The following is a 19,331-nucleotide window of genomic DNA, read 5'->3' on the forward strand; positions in this document are numbered from 1 at the left end:
GGTTAGCGACGGCCCTCTGCCAGCAATTTATCTAATTCGGCGTTATTGCCAAAGTGAGTGGTATTTACCGCATCCCAACTACCAAACTGGTCTTCAACAGTAAATAATTGCGTTTCTGGGAACTGCGCAGCTGTGTCATTAACGACGGTTTTATCGTAAACGCGATAAAAATAGCTGGCCAGTACGCGCTGCGCTTGCTCGCTATACAAAAATTCAAGATAGGCTTTGGCCTGCGTTTCCGTACCATTTCTGGCGACGTTGCGATCAACCCAAGCTACGGGGAATTCAGCGAGAATATTGGTTTTCGGCACTACGCGTTCTAAGGCAAGATCAGGGTATTGCTTGATAATGTTGTTCACTTCAGATTCGAAGGTGATTAATACATCACCCAGTTCACGATCAATAAAGGATGTTGTCGCGCCACGACCACCTGTATCAAATACCACTACGCGTTTTAAAAACTCAACCATCCAGCTTCGCGCAGCGGCATCATCTGCCAACCGTTGCTTGGCCGCGCCATAGGCACCCAAATACGTATAACGGGCGTTACCTGAGGTTTTTGGATTGGGAAAAACCAGGGTTACGCCTTCATTGGTCAAATCGGCCCAATCTTGAATATTCTTCGGATTCCCTTTACGCACCAAAAATGCCATGGTGGAGTAGTATGGTGAGCTATTATTGGCTAAACGTTCGCGCCAATTTTCGGGTAACAATTTACCGCGTTGATGCAGAATATCGATGTCCGTGCTTTGATTAAATGTAACCACATCAGCGCGCAGCCCCTGAATAATGGCTTGTGCTTGACGGGATGAACCGCCATGCGATTGATTGATCGTTAAGGTTTCACCGGTCTTTGCTTGCCAATGTGCTACAAAAAGAGGATTAATTTCAGCAAAGAGCTCGCGTGAAATATCATAGCTGCTGTTTAAAATTTCTTTTGCGTGTGCTGGGACATGGGCAAGGGTACTGACAACCAAGGCCGTCGCTAATATCAATTTACGCATGACAATTCACCTCAAAATTTAGATAAGGCTAGTTTAATATGCGTAATGGTTACTACAAGCTATTTCATAAGGCTATTTAGTTATAAAGCATACACGGATGCTATAAGCATTACACGCCCTGACGTTTAAATTTGGTTTCTAAAATCACCGATGAGGTCGTGCGTTCCACTCCGTCTAAATTACCAATATCATCCAAGAGATGACTGAGTTGTTCAGTGCTTTGTGCTTGGACTATGGCAATTAAATCATATTCGCCGCTAATGGCAAATAAGGCGGATATTTGTGGCATTTGCCGCAATTCTGTATTGGTTCGCGCTGTCAGTTTTTGTTTTACCTTGATACTCACGTGCGCCGAGACCAAATTGGTTAAATAGCTATCACTGAGCTCTACTGTAAAGCTTTTAATCACGCCACTGTCTTGCAGCTTTTGTAACCGATGTTGCACCGTAGCGCGGGATAATGATAGGGCTCTGGCTAAATCTGAAATACTCGCACGGGCATCGCGTTGCAATAACGCCAATAACTTTTCATCTTCTTTATTTAGCATTTTGCTAATTGACCTTATCAAATTGCAATTAAACACCGTTATTTTAATCTAAATGATACTGCAGATTGACATTGCTGACCACTATAATAGTTAACATATACCTCGCTGATATTATTATTTTTCTTTTATGAGGCCTTGTTAAATGTTAATTATTCGGCCTATTACGGCTGCAGATTTTGCTGCCTTAAAGCAGATTGCCATCGAGTCTGGCCATGGTTTTACTTCGTTGCCTGTGCACGATGAACGTTTGTGGCAAAAAATACATCATGCAGAGCACAGCTTTGCCGCGCAGGTCAGCGCGCCGGGTGATCAAGGGTATTTATTTGTTCTTGAAGATACTGAAACGGGCGAGATTGTCGGCACCACCGGGATTGAGGCCGCAGTCGGCTTACAAACCCCCCTTTACCATTTTCAGCAAAATACGGTTATTCATCACAGTGCTGAATTAAATGTTTTAAATCAGTTGAAAACTTTAACACTTTGCAATGATTACACGGGGGCCTCAGAAATTTGTACGCTGTATTTGCGTGAAAGCTATCGTCGGAATCATGCCGGACGGTTTTTATCAAAGGTACGCTTTTTATTTATGGCCGAACATCCGCAACGCTTTGCCGATAAAGTGATTGCAGAGATGCGTGGCGCGACGAATGCACAGGGCGAACCGCCATTTTGGGGCTGGTTGCAGCAATTGTTTTTAACGATAGAATTCCCCGAGGCTGACAAGCTGATTGGTGTGGGTAAAAAATCGTTTATCGCAGAGCTAATGCCACGTCATCCTATTTATGTGGGGCTTTTGCCTGTGGAAGCGCAGCAGGTGATTGGTCAAGTACACGAAAATACCAAACCAGCGTTAAAAATGCTTGAAAAAGAAGGCTTTAAACATCGCGGCTACATAGACTTATTTGACGCTGGACCAACGGTTGAAGCCAATTTAAGCGATATTCGTTCGGTCGCTTCTAGCCGTAAAGTGCCAGTGAAACTAGTGGACATACAAGGCGAACATACCTTAGCTATTGCTAATACGGCGTTAGGTGAGTTTAAAGCAACCTTCGGTAAGCAAGCGAAATTCGATGACGCTACGGGGACGTTACTATTGAGCCCAGCTATCGCTGCGGCGTTAGCATTACAAGAGGGCGATTTTGCCCGTTTTATTAATCTGGATCAGCGTTAAGTTAATCGCTTCGGGATAAACTACGCAGCAGCAATTCACAGGGGATTTCATATGCATACTGATGTTAACGCTTTATTTGAAAATTTGTGGCAAAACTATCTTTCGGTAACCCCATCAGCGCAAAAAGTGCATGCGCTTTTAGGCTCTTCTCAGCAAGATGATGTGATTAATGATCATATTGCCTTACGCACCTTTAATTTGCCGAAAGTATCGTTAGATAAATTGGCCGCACATTTTTTGGCGCTGGGCTATAAAGAGGGAGGCGAATATCATTTTGAGGCGAAAAAGTTATACGCCAAGCATTTTGAACATGCTGATCCTACCTTACCCAAAGTTTTTATTTCTGAATTACTGCTTGATAAATGTTCTGCCTCTTTAAAAAGCACGATTGAAGACTTGGTGGCACAGATCCCTGAAGAAGCTGTATCAGCTGATAACTTTTTGTATTCGGGCACACATTGGCAAGTAAGCAGCAGCACCTATCAGCAATTATTGGCTGAAAGTGAGTACGCGGCCTGGGTTGCCGCTTGGGGCTATCGCGCGAACCATTTTACGGTAAACGTGAATTATTTAGAAAAATATGCTGCCTTAGAAGACGTAAATGCAGCACTTAAACAAGCAGGATTTTTACTGAATACCGCTGGCGGCGAGATCAAAGGCACGCCTGAGGTATTTTTAGAGCAATCTGCCACCTTGGCCGATATTGTACCGGTGCAATTTTTGGATGGTGAAACCCAGATCCCCAGTTGCTTTTATGAATTTGCGCGGCGCTATCCGTTGGCGAATGGCCAGCTATACAGCGGTTTTGTGGCGGCCTCAGCAGATAAGATTTTTGAAAGTACCAACGCGCGTTAAGCTTCTTCCCCGTTTGCTGTAATATCCCAACCTTTGCCCTGTTATGCTGTAACAGGGCTTTTTTTATTTTGTACAAATACAAAACGCCCCGCAAACGTCAATAGGCCTAAGTTGTGTTAAGGTTAGTTGCTTTGGTAAAACGTCGTGACCATAAAGAACGGGTGATGTTTTACTAAGGATAACGTTGATTAATTCTAAAATAGCGGAATACCATGACCGAATATGAAAAAATGCTTGCGGGTGCCTGGTACAATCCACTGGATCCCGAGCTAAGACAGATGCGCTTGGCGGTTCGGCAAAAACTTGCTACCTATAACAGCAGTGCGCCCTCGCATCACAAACAACGGCGGTTATTATTGGCCGACATACTAGGAGCCGTTGGGAATAATGTGTTTATTGAACCGCCATTTCACTGTGATTATGGCAAGCATCTGTTTATCGGAGATGGGGTATTTTTTAATTTCAATTGTGTGGTTTTAGATGTTGCCCCTGTCACTATTGGTAATAATGTCTTCTTTGGACCGGCGGTGCAATTGTACACCGTTAATCATCCGCTTGCGGCGGCTGAACGACGAACCGGCATAGAACAGGCGGCGCCCATCACCATTGGCGACGATGTCTGGCTTGGCGGTGGCGTGATTATTTGCCCAGGGATCCGTATTGGCGCGCGCTCGGTGATCGCGGCGGGTTCTGTTGTTACGCAAGATATCCCTGAGGATGTGTTAGCCGCGGGGAATCCATGTCGGATTTTACGCCAATTAAATGATACGCTACCGCATGGTGCGCCGTAATATCCAATGGTTTAATCATAAGCCTAACAACGTCCAGTTAATTCTTTAGGAACTTGAATGCGTAACGTGTTAAAAACGGTTTTAGCCAGCATGCTGGGTGTAAGCATGGTGTATTCAGCAGCGAGCGTTGCCTTTCCACTAGAAAGCGTGACAGTGCCCTTAACCCATCCTGCGAATGGCAGTATTGTGCATCTGCCTGGGCAAAATCAGTTAATGGTGTCGGGATTTAGTCAGTTTGAACGCTGGTTAACGGCGGTAGATTTAGCATCATATCAAACTTATTCATTACCTATTCCCGCTCAAGCGCAATACTTTAGTCATGCAAAATTAGCCGGCTACGCCACAGAGCAATTGGTATTTTTGGCAACCGACGGCATTTTCCATTATCAACAGCAGCCCAGAACCGCGGAGGCGCCACCCACAGGATTTATCTCGCCACTCGTGCAAACTCTTTCTCTTTTTCGGGTGGTCGATCCCGTAAGATTACGTGAACGTGCTTTTACGCTTGAGTTAGGATCGGGCCTTAGCGATTTTATTGTGCCTGATTTTCAGCATACGCATCTTTATCGACAGCAAGCTGATGGCAGTTTTCAGCATTATGCTTTACCCGTAAGTGCCAGAGTGCAAACATGGAATAATAATCGTGCCGATTATACAGGCAGACGTCCCTATCTTATGGATGTAAATCAGGATGGATTAATCGATTTGCTGTTTGTGCAGCAAGGTCGATTTGAAGCGTTTTTACAACAGTCCGATGGCAGTGTTGATACAACCCCATGGTTACCTGATTGGCCATTGGTGCTTTCAACTGAACAAGAAGAGGATCAACGCTCTGATGCCGGACGCAGTTACAGTGGCCAAAGTATTGTGAGTTTAGAAGATATTAAGGATTTAGACGGCGATGGGATCCCTGATATTGTGCTAAACGTTGAGCTGATTGCTGATGCGTTAGAGCGCAGTAGCCGCTTCCAGGTGTTTTTTGGCCGCAAAGGTGAAGCGGGGATTGTGTATCCCGCCCAAGCCGATACTGAAATTAAGGTCGATTCGGTACCCACCGAGGTCGTGATTGCTGATTTTAATGGCGATGGGCGTCAAGATTTTTATATTCCCACTACACAGATTGGTGTGGGCACGATAGTCAGGGTACTGCTACGCGGCAGTGCAAATCTAGATGTCGATTTTTACTTACTGGCAGAAAATCGCACATACCCCGCAAAGGCAAACTTTCGGCAACAAGCTAAAATTGATGTGAGTATCAGTAATTTGCGCTTCGATATGCCGTTATTTGAATTAATGGATGTTAGCGGCGATGGACGTAAAGCCCTAGTGTTAGGCGAGGGCGGGCGGGAACTCCGTTTTTTTGCGCCAGACAGTAGCCGGTTATTTAGCCGCAATAGCGACAAAGTGGCTTTAGCGTTACCGCGAGACGCTAGCCGCGTCAGGGTAATGGACCTAAACGGCAATGGCAAAGACGATTTGATTTTGCCCTTTGATAGCTTAGATGTAGAAGGGCAGCGTAATCAGTTGCTTATCTTGTTAAATCCTTAAATCCCATTTTTACAAGATTGCGGTGGCCAGATTGAGCGGGTCTGATCTTGCCACTGCAAAGCTGAATGGGCTAAAGCCAATGGTGGTAACGCTATAAGTTTTATGCGCACAGCCTTAAGTAAAAATGACGACTACAAGGTGCCACTTCGCCTTAGCGTTAGGACGCCATTTATTGGATAAGGCGTAAAATATCTGACACCATATCGTCCATGGTCAATAAGCCAACCAATTTATTATCATTAGTTACTAATAAGCGTTTCAATTTATGTTGGCTCATTAACGATGCTGCATGCTTTACCGCCATTTCTTGACTAATGGCGATAGCCGGTTTAATACACACATCGTAGACATTGATTAAATCGATATCGCCTTCTTCGGCAATAATGGTTTTTAATATATTGGTATACGTAATTAAACCATAAGCATCATGTGGGTTTTGGCGATCGACCACTAAGGATTTAATGTTATGTTGCTTCATCAAAGTGAGTGCAGCACGTAAGCTACTAAAGGGCGAAATAGTAACGACATCTTTTACCATTAAGTCTTTAACCAATCTTATCGACATATGTAGCTCCTAGTTCTGCTCATGCAAGTGTTGTTCAAATTTCATGATTTGTCCCATATCTAAACCGGTTAAATGCTCAATAGGCACAGTGAACGCGATACCACTCGATTTCCCCTCGGACACTAACAAGGCTTGCATTTTTTTCAAAATAGGTAATGAAATATGCTTAGCGACAATCATCAATAACACCGATTGGCTGCCTTCAAAGGTCATACCGAAGAAGGTTTTTTTAGCTTCGCCCCCGATACCCCGGCCAGATAAAATAGTAATGCCCGTAGCGCCGGCAGCTTTCGCATCTTCTATCGCTTGTTGTTCCAACTCTTCTGGCGCTATGACGACAATGGCAGAAAATTTCACGCTGCAGCACTCCTTCTGTTGCTTAACTTTTCTACGATAATGGCATAGAGCATTACCGTAATAATTGGAAAAATTGAGGCAAAGGCAATTAAGCCAAACCCATCAATTAGCACATTGCGTCCCTCAATCGATGACGCTAAACCAATGCCTAAGGCGGTTACTAATGGGACAGTTACCTCGGATGTCGTCACACCGCCTAAATCAAATGCCAGAGCAATAATATAGCGGGGGGCAAAAGCGGTTAGTATCACCACGATCACATAACCCAACATAATATAGTAGTGAATTGAATCACCGGTAATGATACGGTACACGCCAACGGTGATGCCGATGGCTACGCCAAACGCGACAATAAGCCGAATCACCGCGCCTTTTAACTTGCCATGAGCGGCTTCTTCAGCTTGATTGCCAATGGCGATTAACGCGGGCTCTGCCATGGTGGTTGCAAAACCAATCATAAAGGCAAACAGTAAAATTAAGCCGTTCATTCCCTTCGCGATTAATTGTTCTGCCATTAAGGTGCCTACTGGGAATAAGCCCAGTTTTAGCCCTAAGACAAAAGCGTACAAGCCAAACAATACCATCAAAAAGCCAAAGCTAACTTTTAGTTTATTCGCAAGGGGGCGGCGCAAAATACCATATTGAAAAATCAGCACCACTAAGATCATGGGCAAGATATCTTTTATCATCGTGGCTAAATCGATAATAGCCTTAACTGACCAATGCCGCGTGTTATCCGCTACGTCGGTGATGAGTACAGCGGTTGCCTGACTAAACTGATACACCCAAATACCATACAATTGCACACTGATCATCGGAACCATCACTGCTAATGCAACGAGACCAAAACCATCGGTTAAGGGATTACGCCCTTTAATTGAGCTGGCCAACCCGAGCCCAAGCGCGGCAATTAACGGTACGGTGACAATATTGGTGGTAACACCACCGGAGTCGTAAGCTAACCCAACAATTTCAGGCGGCGCAAAGAAAGTGACGGTTAACACCACGATATAGCCGCCAATCATCAACCAATGAATAGGCCAGCCCAGAATAATACGCAATACGCCAAGCGCCATGACTACACCCACGGAACTAGCAACAATAAAGCGTAATGTCAGTCCATTTACGCGGCCTTCGCTGATCTGTTGTGCTTGCTCAGCAACGGCAATTAGAGCGGGTTCAGCAATAACAGCCGCAAAACCAATAGCAAAGCCAAATAACAACAATAATGGTAGGGAGCCTTTACGGGCAAATTGGTTTGCGAGGTTTTTGCCGACAGGAAAAATGCTTAACTCAAGCCCTAACAAAAACAATGCAATACCTATGGCAACCACGAATAATCCCACCACAATACTTACGGGCTCTGGTGGTAAGGTCTGAAAAACGGCTAGTTGAAAAAGTAAAACCACTCCCACAATAGGTGAGAGGTTTTTGAGTGCATGGAATAGCTGTTTAACAAAAGCGTGCAGCACCGCGGCTCCATTGAGGTATAAGTGTGGTGTAGAAACGATGGAGTGAGTGTAGATGAAAATGACGCGCGTTTTAAATTAATTCTGTAAAGGCGTTTGATTTATCGCAAATAAACCCCAAAAATGCGCTGTTGCGGTGGGCGGAATACTGCCTAGACTGTATTTTACAATACAGTCTAGGCATCTGACTTGTTACCGACGGGCCATTATGACGTTTAGATCACGCAACGCAAACCGATCTATTTCCGTTAGCCATGCTTAACGCGGCTCAAAATAGAAGGCTTGTCGCTGCCGCTCCCGCAAGCCAATTTCGTTCATGCTTGCAGCGTCAAATAAACGGCCATTCACCATGGTATAAATGACTTGATCACTGACGCGGATATTGTCTAATGGATTGCCATCAATCACGATTAAGTCGGCTAATTTACCCACTTCAATACTGCCAAGTTGATGATCCATACCGAATGTTTTTGCTGGGTTAAGGGTGGCAGTGCGCAGTGCATCTAGGGGCGTCATGCCGCCTTGAGCAAACATCCAAATTTCCCAGTGGGCACCTAAGCCTTCACGTTGACCATGCGCGCCGATATTGGCCACCACTCCCACGTCTTTCAGTTCGTTTGCGGTTTTAACCACATTAAAGTGATTATAATGATGCTCGGGGGCTGTAGGTCGGCGCATGCTGCGTGGCGCAAGTTCGTCCATAGGCACATAGCGGCTTAAGCGAGGATGTTTCCATACTTCCGTTTTGTCATACCAATAGTTTTCACCCCAAATACCCCCATAAGCTACGTTAAGCGTAGGGGTATAGGCTGTGCCACTGGCTTGCCATAATTGTTTAACATCGTCGTACACTTTCGCCGCAGGTAACGCATGTTCTATTGTGGTGTGCCCATCAACAATCATCGTCAGATTGTGCTGCATCAACGATCCCCCTTCGGGCACCACCATCATATTAAGTTCTCGAGCTGCTTGTATCACTTGTTGGCGTTGGTTACGTCGAGGTTGATTATAGCTTTTTACACTGAAAGCCCCGGCTTTTTGTAAGCGGGTTAAGTGAAACTTCGCATCATCTAGGCTATCAATATGGGAAGTATAACCCGCACCCTCAGCACCATATAAAATGGTACCGGTAGAGAAAATACGTGGCCCAACGATCTGTCCTGTGCGTTGCAATTCACTGGCACTAAAAATTTCGCGGGTATCGTTTGATGGATCGTGAATACTGGTTACCCCAAAGGTTAAGCTGGCGTAATTTTGCCAGTTTTGTTTAGGCGTAATTTGTTGAACCCCTTGGCTGCCGTGGGCATGGGCGTCAAATAAGCCTGGCATCAACGTTTTTCCAGTGATATCAAAGATTTTGGCATTCGCAGGAAGGGTAATAGTACCTTGTTCTCCTACTGCAATAATCTTATTATTTTCCACCACAACAACCGCATCTTGTAATACTTCATCGCCTTTCATGGTAATTACTTGTCCCCCAACAAAGGCAACAACACCACGCGGTATATCAATAGGTGCGGTAACGCTAAGATTGATGATCTTAGCATCGGGGCTGGCGTTTGCATCGGCGGTAAATAAGTTAGCCGTGCTGGCTTGGTATAAGTCTGGTCCAAGGCTCCAGTAAAGCTGATTGCTGTCGGCATTCCAACTAATGTACTCGCCAGCCCGCATGGAGAGTTGTTTTACAGGAAGTTGTTTATCATTGGCTCCAATATCAATTGGTTTGCCACGTTCAATAAAAGGAGTAACAAACACTTTGAAACGATCGGCAAAGGCTAAATATTGCCCATTGGGCGACAGTTTAAATTCAGTGCCAAATTTAGCGGTATATAACGTTTGCTGGGTATGTTTGGTTAAATCGATACTGATTAATCGCGGCGTTGTGCCAAAATCCATGGCATATACTTTCTCGTTGTTGGCGCCGAACATAGGCGCGCGGCCGTTTCTGGCGATTAACTCAGCATTGCCGCCACGGCTACTAACCTTATAAAGTCCGGTGTTTAACGACCATTGTTTAGGTAACAAACTGCCGGCACCGATCTTGCGATACACCACTGTTTTGCCATCTGGACTAAAGGTTGGTTCAACGTATTTACCAGGATCGTTGGTGAGCTTTGTAAGACGATTATTACGTAAATTAAGGCTATTTACGGCACCTTGGGTTTGATCGTTCCAACTGACATACACTAACTCGCGACCATCACGTGAAAATTGCGGATAAAACTCAAAGTCTGTAGTTTGTCGAGTAAGACGCCGTGGTTTTGGATCGTCTAAGTCCGTTATGTACAAATGGCCCAACGCGGTAAAAACAGCTTGTTTGCCATCGGGTGAGACTTGCACAAAACGATGCATTTTCGTTTGTAATTGTGTTTGGTCTTGATCTTGTTGCACCCTTACGGCTGTTTGAATTTGTTTTTGGGTAGAGACGCTAAAGGGGATCGTTTTGACCTTTTTATCGGCAAGGTGTAATTGCTTAATTTCGCCCCCCGCCCAAAATACCAAACTGCGATTATCTGGGGTCCAACTTAATGTGGGGTAAACGCCGTGAATGGCCCAGGTTTCCTGCATATCACGATCTAAACCATCATATAGTTTGATGTGTTCACCGCTTTTGAGATCGTATAAAAATAGCGTGCTTTGAAAATCTACCCGGCGAATATAGGCCAAATAGTTGCCGTCGGGCGAGGGGGTTGGTCTAATCGCGCCACCAGCTCCCCCCAAGATCACTTCTATGTCCCCAGTTTGCCGCTCAAACCGTTTAATCGTATAGATACCAGCTTCAGAGTCTTTACTGTAGTGAAAGGTTTTGCCCGGTGTGTCGTCTTGCGAAAAATAAATATGCTTACCATCAGGTGAAAACGCAGGCTCACCCAGATCTTTTTGATCGTTGTCCCGCTCGGTAAGCATAACACCACTGCCACCCGTTACATGATATTGCCATACTTCACCGGCACCCAAAGAGCGACTGGCCGTAAAATGTTTACGGGCAACGATAAATTGCCCATCTGGGCTCCACGCGGGGCTGTTTAACAAACGAAATGTTTCTTTGGTTACCGCTCGGGCATTTTGTCCATCGCTATCCATTACCCAAATATTATCGCCACCATCACGATCTGAGGTAAACGCAATAGCACGGCCATCAGGACTAAATACCGGCTGCATATTCCAAGCGATATCTTGCGTTAGTGCGGTAGCTTGGCCGCCACTGATAGGCATGGTGTAAATATCACCAAGCAGGTCAAACACTAAGGTGCTGCCATCTGGGCTGACACTGACATTCATCCATGTGCCTTGTTGCACGTTGATGTCAACTTGCTGAAACTGCCCCTGTGGCGCATTAACCTGCCACTCTGTTGGCGTTTCTGCCGCGTGTGAAAAATAACTACTGACGGCTAGTGCCACAATACTTGGGGTTAATAAGCGCATAATGATACCTATAAAGAGGGTTACAGGCACAGACTGGCACAAAGTACAGCAGATGTTAAGCCATGCAGTAAACTGATGCGTTAAAACACAGATTGTGAACGATAAAAGTGTGGGAAAACAAAATAGCACCCGAAGGTGCTATTTTATTGAAGAGGAGCTTAGCGGTTAATACTAAGCAAGGAGAGGGTAATTACCCACCTGCGCGTGCTAATAACACGTCGATAACGGGTGAGCTGCCAAAACCATTGTTTTGCGCCCATTCAACATCGCCTGAGGCGGCAACTTGGCTACCAGGTAATTGTTTAATAATGAAATCGGCAGTATCGTTAGCGCCACTCTTAATGGCATAACGTACTAAAGGTAAACCATCACACACGATGCTGCCGTAAACGTTACTTAAACGTAAACGGTTATCAGATAGGGTTTTACGAAGATTGTTGCGACTGTCGGCTGCGACATAGGCACAGATAGATTGCGCTAGTTGATCGTTTGCCGCAACGGGAGTGCTGATAAAGGCAGTTGAGGTTAATACAGCTGCTAAAGTAATGATCTTGAATTTCATTTTGGACTCCGGTTTGTCACAGTGACGATCAGTATTAATTAATATAATATGAAAGAAAAGTCGTGTGCAGTACCAGAATACATCTCAAACGGGGTGTTTGAGCTTGGTAGCCCGGCTGTCATAGGTAACCCTTTAGACCCGAAGCTTTGCGTGTGCATCCTTTCGGATGACTTGCCTTTCAATAAGCGGCATTCTAAGTAATGATTAAATACTATGCAAGTAAAAATTAAATTAAAAGAACATGAATAAAAGCGCATTTAGGCAACGTTATTGATAGGGTATAAAATAGATAAAGCAAAACAAGCGGTTAAAAATTAAGCAGTGATGTCGTCACTGCTCAGATTATTTGGCGGTATTTCTTGCGATACCATTAACAGTTTTTGTTACGGTATTTTTTGTTATGGTATTCGTTGCGACATTTTTAGCGGTTTAAAGCCCGGCGTTGGCTAAAAGGGTTGCCATGGATTCTAATGCCGCTAACCCTTGGATATCCGTTGCCTGTAAAGGGACTTTGTAGCGGGGTAATGCCGCAAAATCGCGATCAATTTGTTGTAGATGCTGTTTTTCTTGTTGCCGGCGTTGTGCTAAAAAATGTCCATCCGCATCATCGGGTAAAATCCGATTCACCACTAAACCCGCTAAAGGCAGTTTCTCAAGTTGTAAACTTTTTACGGCTCGACCCGTTTCTAGAATTGGCAGTTTTTCAGGCGTGAGTACAAAGAGTAACGCCGTTTGCGTTTTGTCTAATAACAATGCGCGGGTGCGTTGTAATAACCGCTGCCGTGCTAATAATGTTTCTGTGATGGCTTTGTTCCGATCGTCCATGCCTGCAGTGGCATGTTCAGCTGGATCAATGAGTGGGTTATCGATGTCTCGCCCAGCTTTAGGGGTAAGGTGTCCCAGTACCTCACCTAACTTTTCAGAGCGCTTGTTGGCATTCAATAAACCTTGCGTCCAAGCTGCCATAGCTTCGGGTAAGCTCAGTAAACGTAAGGTATGTCCGGTTGGCGCAGTATCAAAAATAACCGTATCATACTCGGCTAAACCCAGCTCAATAGTGTTGGCAATGCGTTCTAACATGGCGGCTTCTTGCGCACCGGGCGATTGCCGAGTTAGGCGCATTTGCCGTTCAATTTCGGCAAACATCTCTGGCCGCGTATAGCGTTTTAACTGTGCGGTGACTCGCGCTAAATGCTGTTCAACTTCTAAATCGGGATCCAGTTCCAGCGCGTCTAAATTAGGTGCTAAGCGCGTAATATTATCGCCAATTTTGTTACGGGCAAATGCATCAGCTAAACTGTGAGCGGGATCTGTTGAGACCAGTAATACTTTTTTATTTCGCTGCGTCGCTAAAACGGCTAAGGCAGAGGATACCGTTGTTTTACCAACGCCACCCTTACCACCAATTAATAATACGCGTTTATCAGTTAACAACATTTAAAATTATCCAATGGTGAGTGCTCCATCCCCATACGCAGATGCCAATCATGAAACCTTTCCATTAACAGCGGTTGTAATTCAAGCGTGTAATAGCTGGCAGGATTGGGTACGCCCATCATTTCAGAAAATATTAGCAGCATAAAAAGATCATCTTGCTCCCGCTGCGCTCGCGCAATAGCGGAGCGATACGGGGCATTGTAGACCTCTTCAACATAAAAATTGGCCTGGCGGAACCAGGCCTTTACGGCATCGAATTTCATGCAGTGTTTTTAGCTGTTTTATTAGCTTTGATTTGTTTGTTAAGCGTAGAACCTGACTCGAGGATAACCAAGATAGCAGCAACTAATATGATGATATCGAGGGTAAACAGGAACCAATCGCCTTTGTCGTAAAAACTCTTTAACTGAATTAATAAGCCCAAAGTCGTCATAGTTAACAAGAAAATCAATGGCGCTAAGGTGTACCACATTGGGCGACCTAATTTGACCAACATAACGGTGATCACCAGCAAGGTTAAGCCAGCTAATAACTGATTTGTTGTGCCGAATAATGGCCAAATCATCATGCCGCCAGAGCCATCGCCACCCGCACCGAACGCGAGCAACAAGCACGAGCCTACGGCCAATAAGGTTGCAGGTGCGGCTTTTTGCATCCAGCCCACATTATAAATGCTGCCCCATTCTTGGAAGATGTAACGTTGTAAGCGTAAACCGGTATCCATAGTGGTACCCGCAAATAGCACAACCATTACCGTTAACAGCGTTTGCGCTAATACTGCGTCTAAGCCAATACCATCTTGCAGAATATTAGCACCACCGCGAATAAAGGCACCTACACCGCCTTGGCCAAAACTGTGATATATGGCTTGCCAATCGGCTAAGGTTGCAAAACCGGCGGTTGCAGCAATAATGGCGGCTAAGGCTAAAGAACCTTCACCAATGGCGCCAAAATAACCAACAAAACGCACATCGGGTTCTTTGTCTAATTGCTTAGACGTGGTACCACTGGCAACTAAGCCATGGAATCCAGAGATGGCGCCACAGGCAATGGTAACAAACAATAATGGGATCAGCGATGGTGTACCTTCTGGTACATCGGTGTTAAATGCTGGCGCAACAATATCGGGGCTGGCGAAAATGACTGCGGCATAGAGCAAACCCAAACCGATAAATAATTGAATACCATTAATATAATCGCGTGGCTGCAACAATGCCCATACAGGTAACAAAGAGGCGATAGCCGCATACACAAATAACAGAATGATCCAGCCTTGGCGATCCGATAGACCCATTACACTCTCAGGTAATGCCAATGGGAACATGGGGCCAGCGTAAATCATGGCATATAAGGCAACGACACCAATAATGGTGACCATTAACAGACCAATCAGTTTACGGTAAATTAGCTGCCCAATAATTAACGCCACAATAATTGCGCCCCACACCGGAACAGTAGCACTTGGGAAGCTGATTAATTGATTGGCAATCACGACGGCGAAGACGGCGTTAACCATCAATAGTACAAGGAAGATAACGATCATAAAGATACTGCGGGCACGATTACCCACGATATCGCCTGTCAAAGCACCAATAGATTTGGCTTTGTTGCGGCTACTGGCCCAAATGGCACCTGCGTCATGCACGCCAGCAAAGAAGATAGTACCAAATACAACCCATAAAAAAGCGGGTACCCAGCCCCAAATTACCGCAATTGCTGGACCGATGATCGGTGCTGCACCGGCGACAGACGTAAAGTGATGACCCCACAAAATGTATTTGTTGGTTGGGACATAATCTACACCATCTTGCATTTCATGTGCAGGCGTGCGGAAGTTTGGATCGACTTTGAAGATTTTTTCACAAATAAATTTAGAATACACAAAATACCCGAGCGCCATGGCGCCCAGGCCCATCAACATCAGCAAAATAGCATTCATGCTACTACCTCTTAGTGGGTGTTAAAGACCAACTAAATATGGTACAACATTACTTTTGGTTCAGACATGCGACTAAAGTCGCATATTTCTGCCGTGTACCTTCCCAATGTTAGCGTTTTTGAAGCCAATTCCCATCAAGTAAAATGTAGTGACCACGCTGTGTGCGTTCTACGGCTTTCTGACCTGCCATAGCCTCAACGTCGGAAACTGCAATATTATTATCTTTGGCTAAACGGGCATATTCGGCGCGACGTGCATCATTTATTAATTTCGCAATAGCTTCGGCGTCTTGATTATTTGCTTGCACGACACCCAAATAGCCATTAGGTTGTTCGCCCACTAACCCTTGAATTTTTGCATTGGGCAATGCGCTCATTGCTTGTTGTAAATTCATGGCTAAAACGGGCATGCTGATCGCAAATGCAGTACTTAAAAGTAGTGCTTTTAACGCCTTGCTTCTTACCAACATGTTAATGAATTTCATATGTTATTCCTTAAAATAAGCCACTGGCATCGCTGAAGAGTTCGTCTAGTTGTTTATCTACCCGAATATAAATTTCATGCTGAATTTTAACGTTAAGATTGATGTTAATGGGCTCATTTGGCAAGGCGACTTCCACCCTGGGGGTGCAAGCTGTAACAGCGAAAAGGGCTCCGAGCGCAAGTAGCGCATGTGGCTTCATGGGGTTTCTCCTGCAGCGGACTTCGCTGCTTGTTGGCGTTTTATGTACTGTTGGACCCGTTTGGTGAGGGTATCGTTCAGTTTGTTGGTCAGTTGTAAACTGGCAATCATAGCGGGCAAATCTTCCTCTAAATTAATCGTTAAATTAATGGCGCGACCTTGTTGTACCGCGGGGTTTGCACCTTGTAATTGTAAGGCTAGTAGCAGTTTGCCATCTTGGTCATAGCTTATTTCGGTACTAAGCACATTAAAGTGAAAATCGGAGAGAGCGTCAAACACTAACTTCATACCGGGATTGCTATTGCCGGCAGTGGCTGCAGCATTGCGGTATTGTAACTGCCCACCAGGTTGTTCAGCCGCTAGGCTACCTTTTTGCACACTAAATTGATTGTCTTTAAACAGCAGTGGGATTCGGCCACTGACTTTGCCTTTGGCATATAAATCGTTAGTGGGATGTTGACGCACTAATTCTGTTAGATCTAATTGATTCACGACAAGGACAAGATGTTGTTCGCTCGCACTAAGATCAACCAATGTGGGTGCTAGCGTTACGTCACCTTGCATAAATTGCATACTGAGTTTGTTAAGCTGTACCTGGCCATTAAGTGGTTGTTCTATAGCGGCGCTATACTGCGCATCTAGTTCTATGGGGCCCATTTGTAAACCGTGATTGATGTCAGCAATATATAGTCTTGGGCTAGCGAGCGTGATCCTATTCTGTTCATAATTAACACCTAGCTGGCTCGTTAAACCATTGAACAGTGTTCGATCATATAAACCTTGGATTTCACGAAGGTGTATTAAGGCATTGATTGATAACTGCTCATCGACCAGCTGTAATTGGCCTGTCGCCCCTAAGCGTCCTCTATTTAATGTTAACAGCGGCGGCCACTGCGCTAAGCTCATTTGTAACGGATTACCTGCCAGTAAAAACAGATCATTCATTTGCCACTCTAGCTTAAGCTGCCCCGGTGTTTGCCACTGCAACTGATGTAGCAGCGTTATGCCACTGTCATTGGTCAATTCACCGTTTAGCGCTAGGGCGCTTAGGCTGCCGGTTAAATCACTTTGCCAGCGCCAGTTTTGTGTGATCACATAGGGATTCGTCAAGGCTGTTATGGTTAAGTTTGCTTGGCTTTGCACGGTAATATCGTTTGGGCGTGTTTGGCGTAATTGGGTATTAGATAATTGTAGTTGTAACTGTGCTTGGGTATCGACAAGCAAAAGTAAGCCGCTAAGTGTGGTCGTGTCTGACAGTGATAGAGACCAATCGGTTGTCGGTTGATTATTCGTTGTCTCGTGCTTAACTGAGCCTCGCAGCGCGCTGTTAAACCGAAAATCGCTTAATGTTGCGCCAGCTGGCAGGTGCAGATTATCAGCCGCCAAAGCGATCACGCCATGTTGCAGATCGAGTTGAAGCGTCGGAAATAACGTTAAATGTAATAACGCAGTTATGTCACTCTGTAAGGGGGCTGCCGAGTGTATTTTAATGCTAATGGGTAAAGCATGAGGCACCGCTTTGTTTTCCCCTTTCTGATGATTCTCCGCTTCCTCAGTGGCGCCTGCCAAGAGGTTAGCCAATTCAGCCTCGCTTGTTACTGCACTGCTGCTAAATGTAATGTGAAGCGGCGCCAAAGGCTGCTCGAATGCCGACGTCAGTTGCTCAAAAATAGGATCACTCAGTGCTTCACTAGTCAGTACTTCACTAGTCAGTGTTTCGCTAAGGTGACTTAAAATAAGTTCAGCCTTTAATTGCCACTGCCGTACTTGGTGCTCGCGAATGCTAAGCGAGGTCGTTATGTCACCTTTTAACCAGCCTATCTTTGGGATAACAAATGCATCTGGTGCTCGCGCAATCAATTGGAAATCGCCGCTTGGTATAGGAAACGCGTTGCCAACTGCAGCAGGTAAGGTATCGGGAACACGCCATTCACCCGAGGCAAATAACTGTATCGGCTGGTTAAACTGGCTGATCCAGTCATCAGGTATAGCGAAAGACCATTCGTCCAGTAAGGCTAACAGCGCTTCTGAAGGCGGAGCTAATGCAATTGTGATGTCAGTGCGTGCGTTGCGATCTGCGCTGACATGCTGTTTAAAGCTTAATGCAAACTGTTGTTCTAGCTGAACACTGGCTTGTAATAGGTTTTCTGTGTCTTGCGGTTCATAACGCAAATCGATTCGCAGTGGTACCTGATAGCTGGAACTAGCAAAGGCTAGCTTAGCTTGCCAGTAGGCGCTTTCATGCTTACTGATAAGGCCATCTGCTTGAATATCGCAGCGTGTTGTAAAACAGGGTAGTGTGACCGTGACATTCTCTAATTGCATCAAGCGGGGTAAATTCTCAGGCAGTGCCCAATCAATTGGCAGAGCCAACATGGCAGCGAGGTTACCTGCATGGCCTGTTGCAAGCTCACTGAGAGTAGCCGGTGACACGGGATCAGGGGTTGCAAGGGCATCGTTTTTAGCACTAAGATTTTCAGAATCAGGATCTGTAGAGATAAGGGGAGGGTAGAAATTAAGTTGTGCTGTGTTTAGCAATAATGTTTCGGGTTTAAACCGAAAAAATGCTGGCCAGGACCACGTTAATTGTAATTCCTTAAAGGTTGCTTGTACCTGATAAGTGGGCTGGTTAAGCGTTGCATGAACATCAGTTAGGGTTAATTGATGCAATGACAGGCTTTCAAGATGGATGGACCACTCGCTAATACCCGCTTGCTTTAGTTGGGCCTGTAAATAAAACCAGCCCACAACAAAGACCACCGGTAAACCCAGTAGCAACAAACCTAATGATTGTAGCAAACGGCGCATCACTGCTCCTTTTTGAGCTCCATGGGGTAACTTTAGTCCAGACTAACTGAATTCTCTATGAATTTAACCGACGGAATTCAATTCACCGAATTCAAGCAATCGAATTCAAGTGACCGAGTGCAAGTAACCGAACTCTAGTGAGCGAATTTAAGTACATAAAAATAAAGCAG

General features: G+C 45.2%; 17 protein-coding genes, 1 pseudogene and 1 riboswitch. Of the genes and pseudogenes, 4 read left to right on the forward strand and 14 right to left on the reverse strand.

The window, feature by feature from the left end; translation table 11 throughout:
* Positions 1–2: 2 nt before the first annotated feature.
* Entirely contained in the window at positions 3–1,004 is a 1,002-nt protein-coding gene (cysP, locus tag IE070_RS12565) for a thiosulfate ABC transporter substrate-binding protein CysP (protein ID WP_189483541.1), read from the reverse strand.
* 109 nt (positions 1,005–1,113) lie between these two features.
* Positions 1,114–1,551, reverse strand: coding sequence for an Lrp/AsnC family transcriptional regulator (locus IE070_RS12570; protein WP_189483542.1), 438 nt, complete (start codon positions 1,549–1,551; stop codon positions 1,114–1,116).
* 142 nt (positions 1,552–1,693) lie between these two features.
* On the opposite strand from IE070_RS12570, the gene astA reads away from it, so the two are divergent.
* The 4 genes from astA to IE070_RS12590 all read left to right on the forward strand — a co-directional run bounded on the left by astA (position 1,694) and on the right by IE070_RS12590 (position 5,916).
* Positions 1,694–2,722, forward strand: coding sequence for an arginine N-succinyltransferase (gene astA, locus IE070_RS12575; RefSeq protein WP_189483543.1), 1,029 nt, complete (start codon positions 1,694–1,696; stop codon positions 2,720–2,722).
* A 51-nt stretch (positions 2,723–2,773) separates the two neighbouring features.
* Complete coding sequence (locus IE070_RS12580) at positions 2,774–3,577, forward strand: DUF1338 domain-containing protein (RefSeq protein ID WP_189483544.1); 804 nt, start codon at positions 2,774–2,776, stop codon at positions 3,575–3,577.
* 212 nt (positions 3,578–3,789) lie between these two features.
* Positions 3,790–4,368, forward strand: coding sequence for a sugar O-acetyltransferase (locus IE070_RS12585; protein ID WP_189483545.1), 579 nt, complete (start codon positions 3,790–3,792; stop codon positions 4,366–4,368).
* Positions 4,369–4,425: 57 nt separating this feature from the next.
* Positions 4,426–5,916 (forward strand): FG-GAP repeat domain-containing protein, encoded by a 1,491-nt coding sequence (locus IE070_RS12590; RefSeq protein WP_189483546.1) that lies wholly within the window; start codon positions 4,426–4,428, stop codon positions 5,914–5,916.
* 169 nt (positions 5,917–6,085) lie between these two features.
* Here IE070_RS12590 and IE070_RS12595 read toward each other — a convergent pair whose 3' ends face one another.
* The 12 genes and pseudogenes from IE070_RS12595 to IE070_RS12645 form a co-directional block, all read right to left on the reverse strand.
* The gene (locus tag IE070_RS12595) at positions 6,086–6,481 is read right to left on the reverse strand and encodes a CBS domain-containing protein (protein WP_189483547.1); all 396 of its coding nucleotides are present in this window, start codon (positions 6,479–6,481) and stop codon (positions 6,086–6,088) included.
* Positions 6,482–6,490: 9 nt separating this feature from the next.
* Positions 6,491–6,838, reverse strand: a complete 348-nt coding sequence (locus tag IE070_RS12600; RefSeq protein ID WP_189483548.1) for a P-II family nitrogen regulator — start codon at positions 6,836–6,838, stop codon at positions 6,491–6,493.
* Complete coding sequence (locus IE070_RS16805; protein ID WP_229797065.1) at positions 6,835–7,527, reverse strand: DUF1538 domain-containing protein; 693 nt, start codon at positions 7,525–7,527, stop codon at positions 6,835–6,837. The genes IE070_RS12600 and IE070_RS16805 overlap by 4 nt, the downstream gene beginning before the upstream one ends.
* 111 nt (positions 7,528–7,638) lie before the next feature.
* Positions 7,639–8,310 (reverse strand): annotated as a pseudogene (locus tag IE070_RS16810) (DUF1538 domain-containing protein); the annotation flags it as partial.
* Between the two features lie 255 nt (positions 8,311–8,565).
* On the reverse strand, positions 8,566–11,733 hold the full coding sequence (locus IE070_RS12610) for an amidohydrolase family protein (protein WP_189483550.1): 3,168 nt from the start codon (positions 11,731–11,733) through the stop codon (positions 8,566–8,568).
* Between the two features lie 190 nt (positions 11,734–11,923).
* The gene (locus tag IE070_RS12615; RefSeq protein ID WP_189483551.1) at positions 11,924–12,295 is read right to left on the reverse strand and encodes a DUF3718 domain-containing protein; all 372 of its coding nucleotides are present in this window, start codon (positions 12,293–12,295) and stop codon (positions 11,924–11,926) included.
* A gap of 102 nt (positions 12,296–12,397) precedes the next feature.
* Positions 12,398–12,481: riboswitch (cyclic di-GMP riboswitch) on the reverse strand.
* A 243-nt stretch (positions 12,482–12,724) separates the two neighbouring features.
* On the reverse strand, positions 12,725–13,732 hold the full coding sequence (locus IE070_RS12620; RefSeq protein WP_189483552.1) for an ArsA family ATPase: 1,008 nt from the start codon (positions 13,730–13,732) through the stop codon (positions 12,725–12,727).
* Positions 13,723–13,995: a cory-CC-star protein gene (locus IE070_RS12625; RefSeq protein WP_189483553.1), complete on the reverse strand. Its 273-nt coding sequence runs from the start codon at positions 13,993–13,995 to the stop codon at positions 13,723–13,725. The genes IE070_RS12620 and IE070_RS12625 overlap by 10 nt, the downstream gene beginning before the upstream one ends.
* Positions 13,992–15,671: a carbon starvation CstA family protein gene (locus IE070_RS12630; protein WP_189483554.1), complete on the reverse strand. Its 1,680-nt coding sequence runs from the start codon at positions 15,669–15,671 to the stop codon at positions 13,992–13,994. The genes IE070_RS12625 and IE070_RS12630 overlap by 4 nt, the downstream gene beginning before the upstream one ends.
* Positions 15,672–15,780: 109 nt before the next feature.
* Positions 15,781–16,155, reverse strand: coding sequence for a YdbL family probable chaperone protein (locus tag IE070_RS12635; RefSeq protein ID WP_189483555.1), 375 nt, complete (start codon positions 16,153–16,155; stop codon positions 15,781–15,783).
* A gap of 10 nt (positions 16,156–16,165) precedes the next feature.
* Complete coding sequence (locus IE070_RS12640; RefSeq protein ID WP_189483556.1) at positions 16,166–16,354, reverse strand: YnbE family lipoprotein; 189 nt, start codon at positions 16,352–16,354, stop codon at positions 16,166–16,168.
* Positions 16,351–19,161: an intermembrane phospholipid transport protein YdbH family protein gene (locus IE070_RS12645; protein ID WP_189483557.1), complete on the reverse strand. Its 2,811-nt coding sequence runs from the start codon at positions 19,159–19,161 to the stop codon at positions 16,351–16,353. Before IE070_RS12645 ends, IE070_RS12640 begins: the two co-directional genes overlap by 4 nt.
* Between the last annotated feature and the right edge of the window lie 170 nt (positions 19,162–19,331).

This window comes from Alishewanella tabrizica (assembly GCF_014652375.1).
Lineage (GTDB): Bacteria > Pseudomonadota > Gammaproteobacteria > Enterobacterales > Alteromonadaceae > Alishewanella > Alishewanella tabrizica.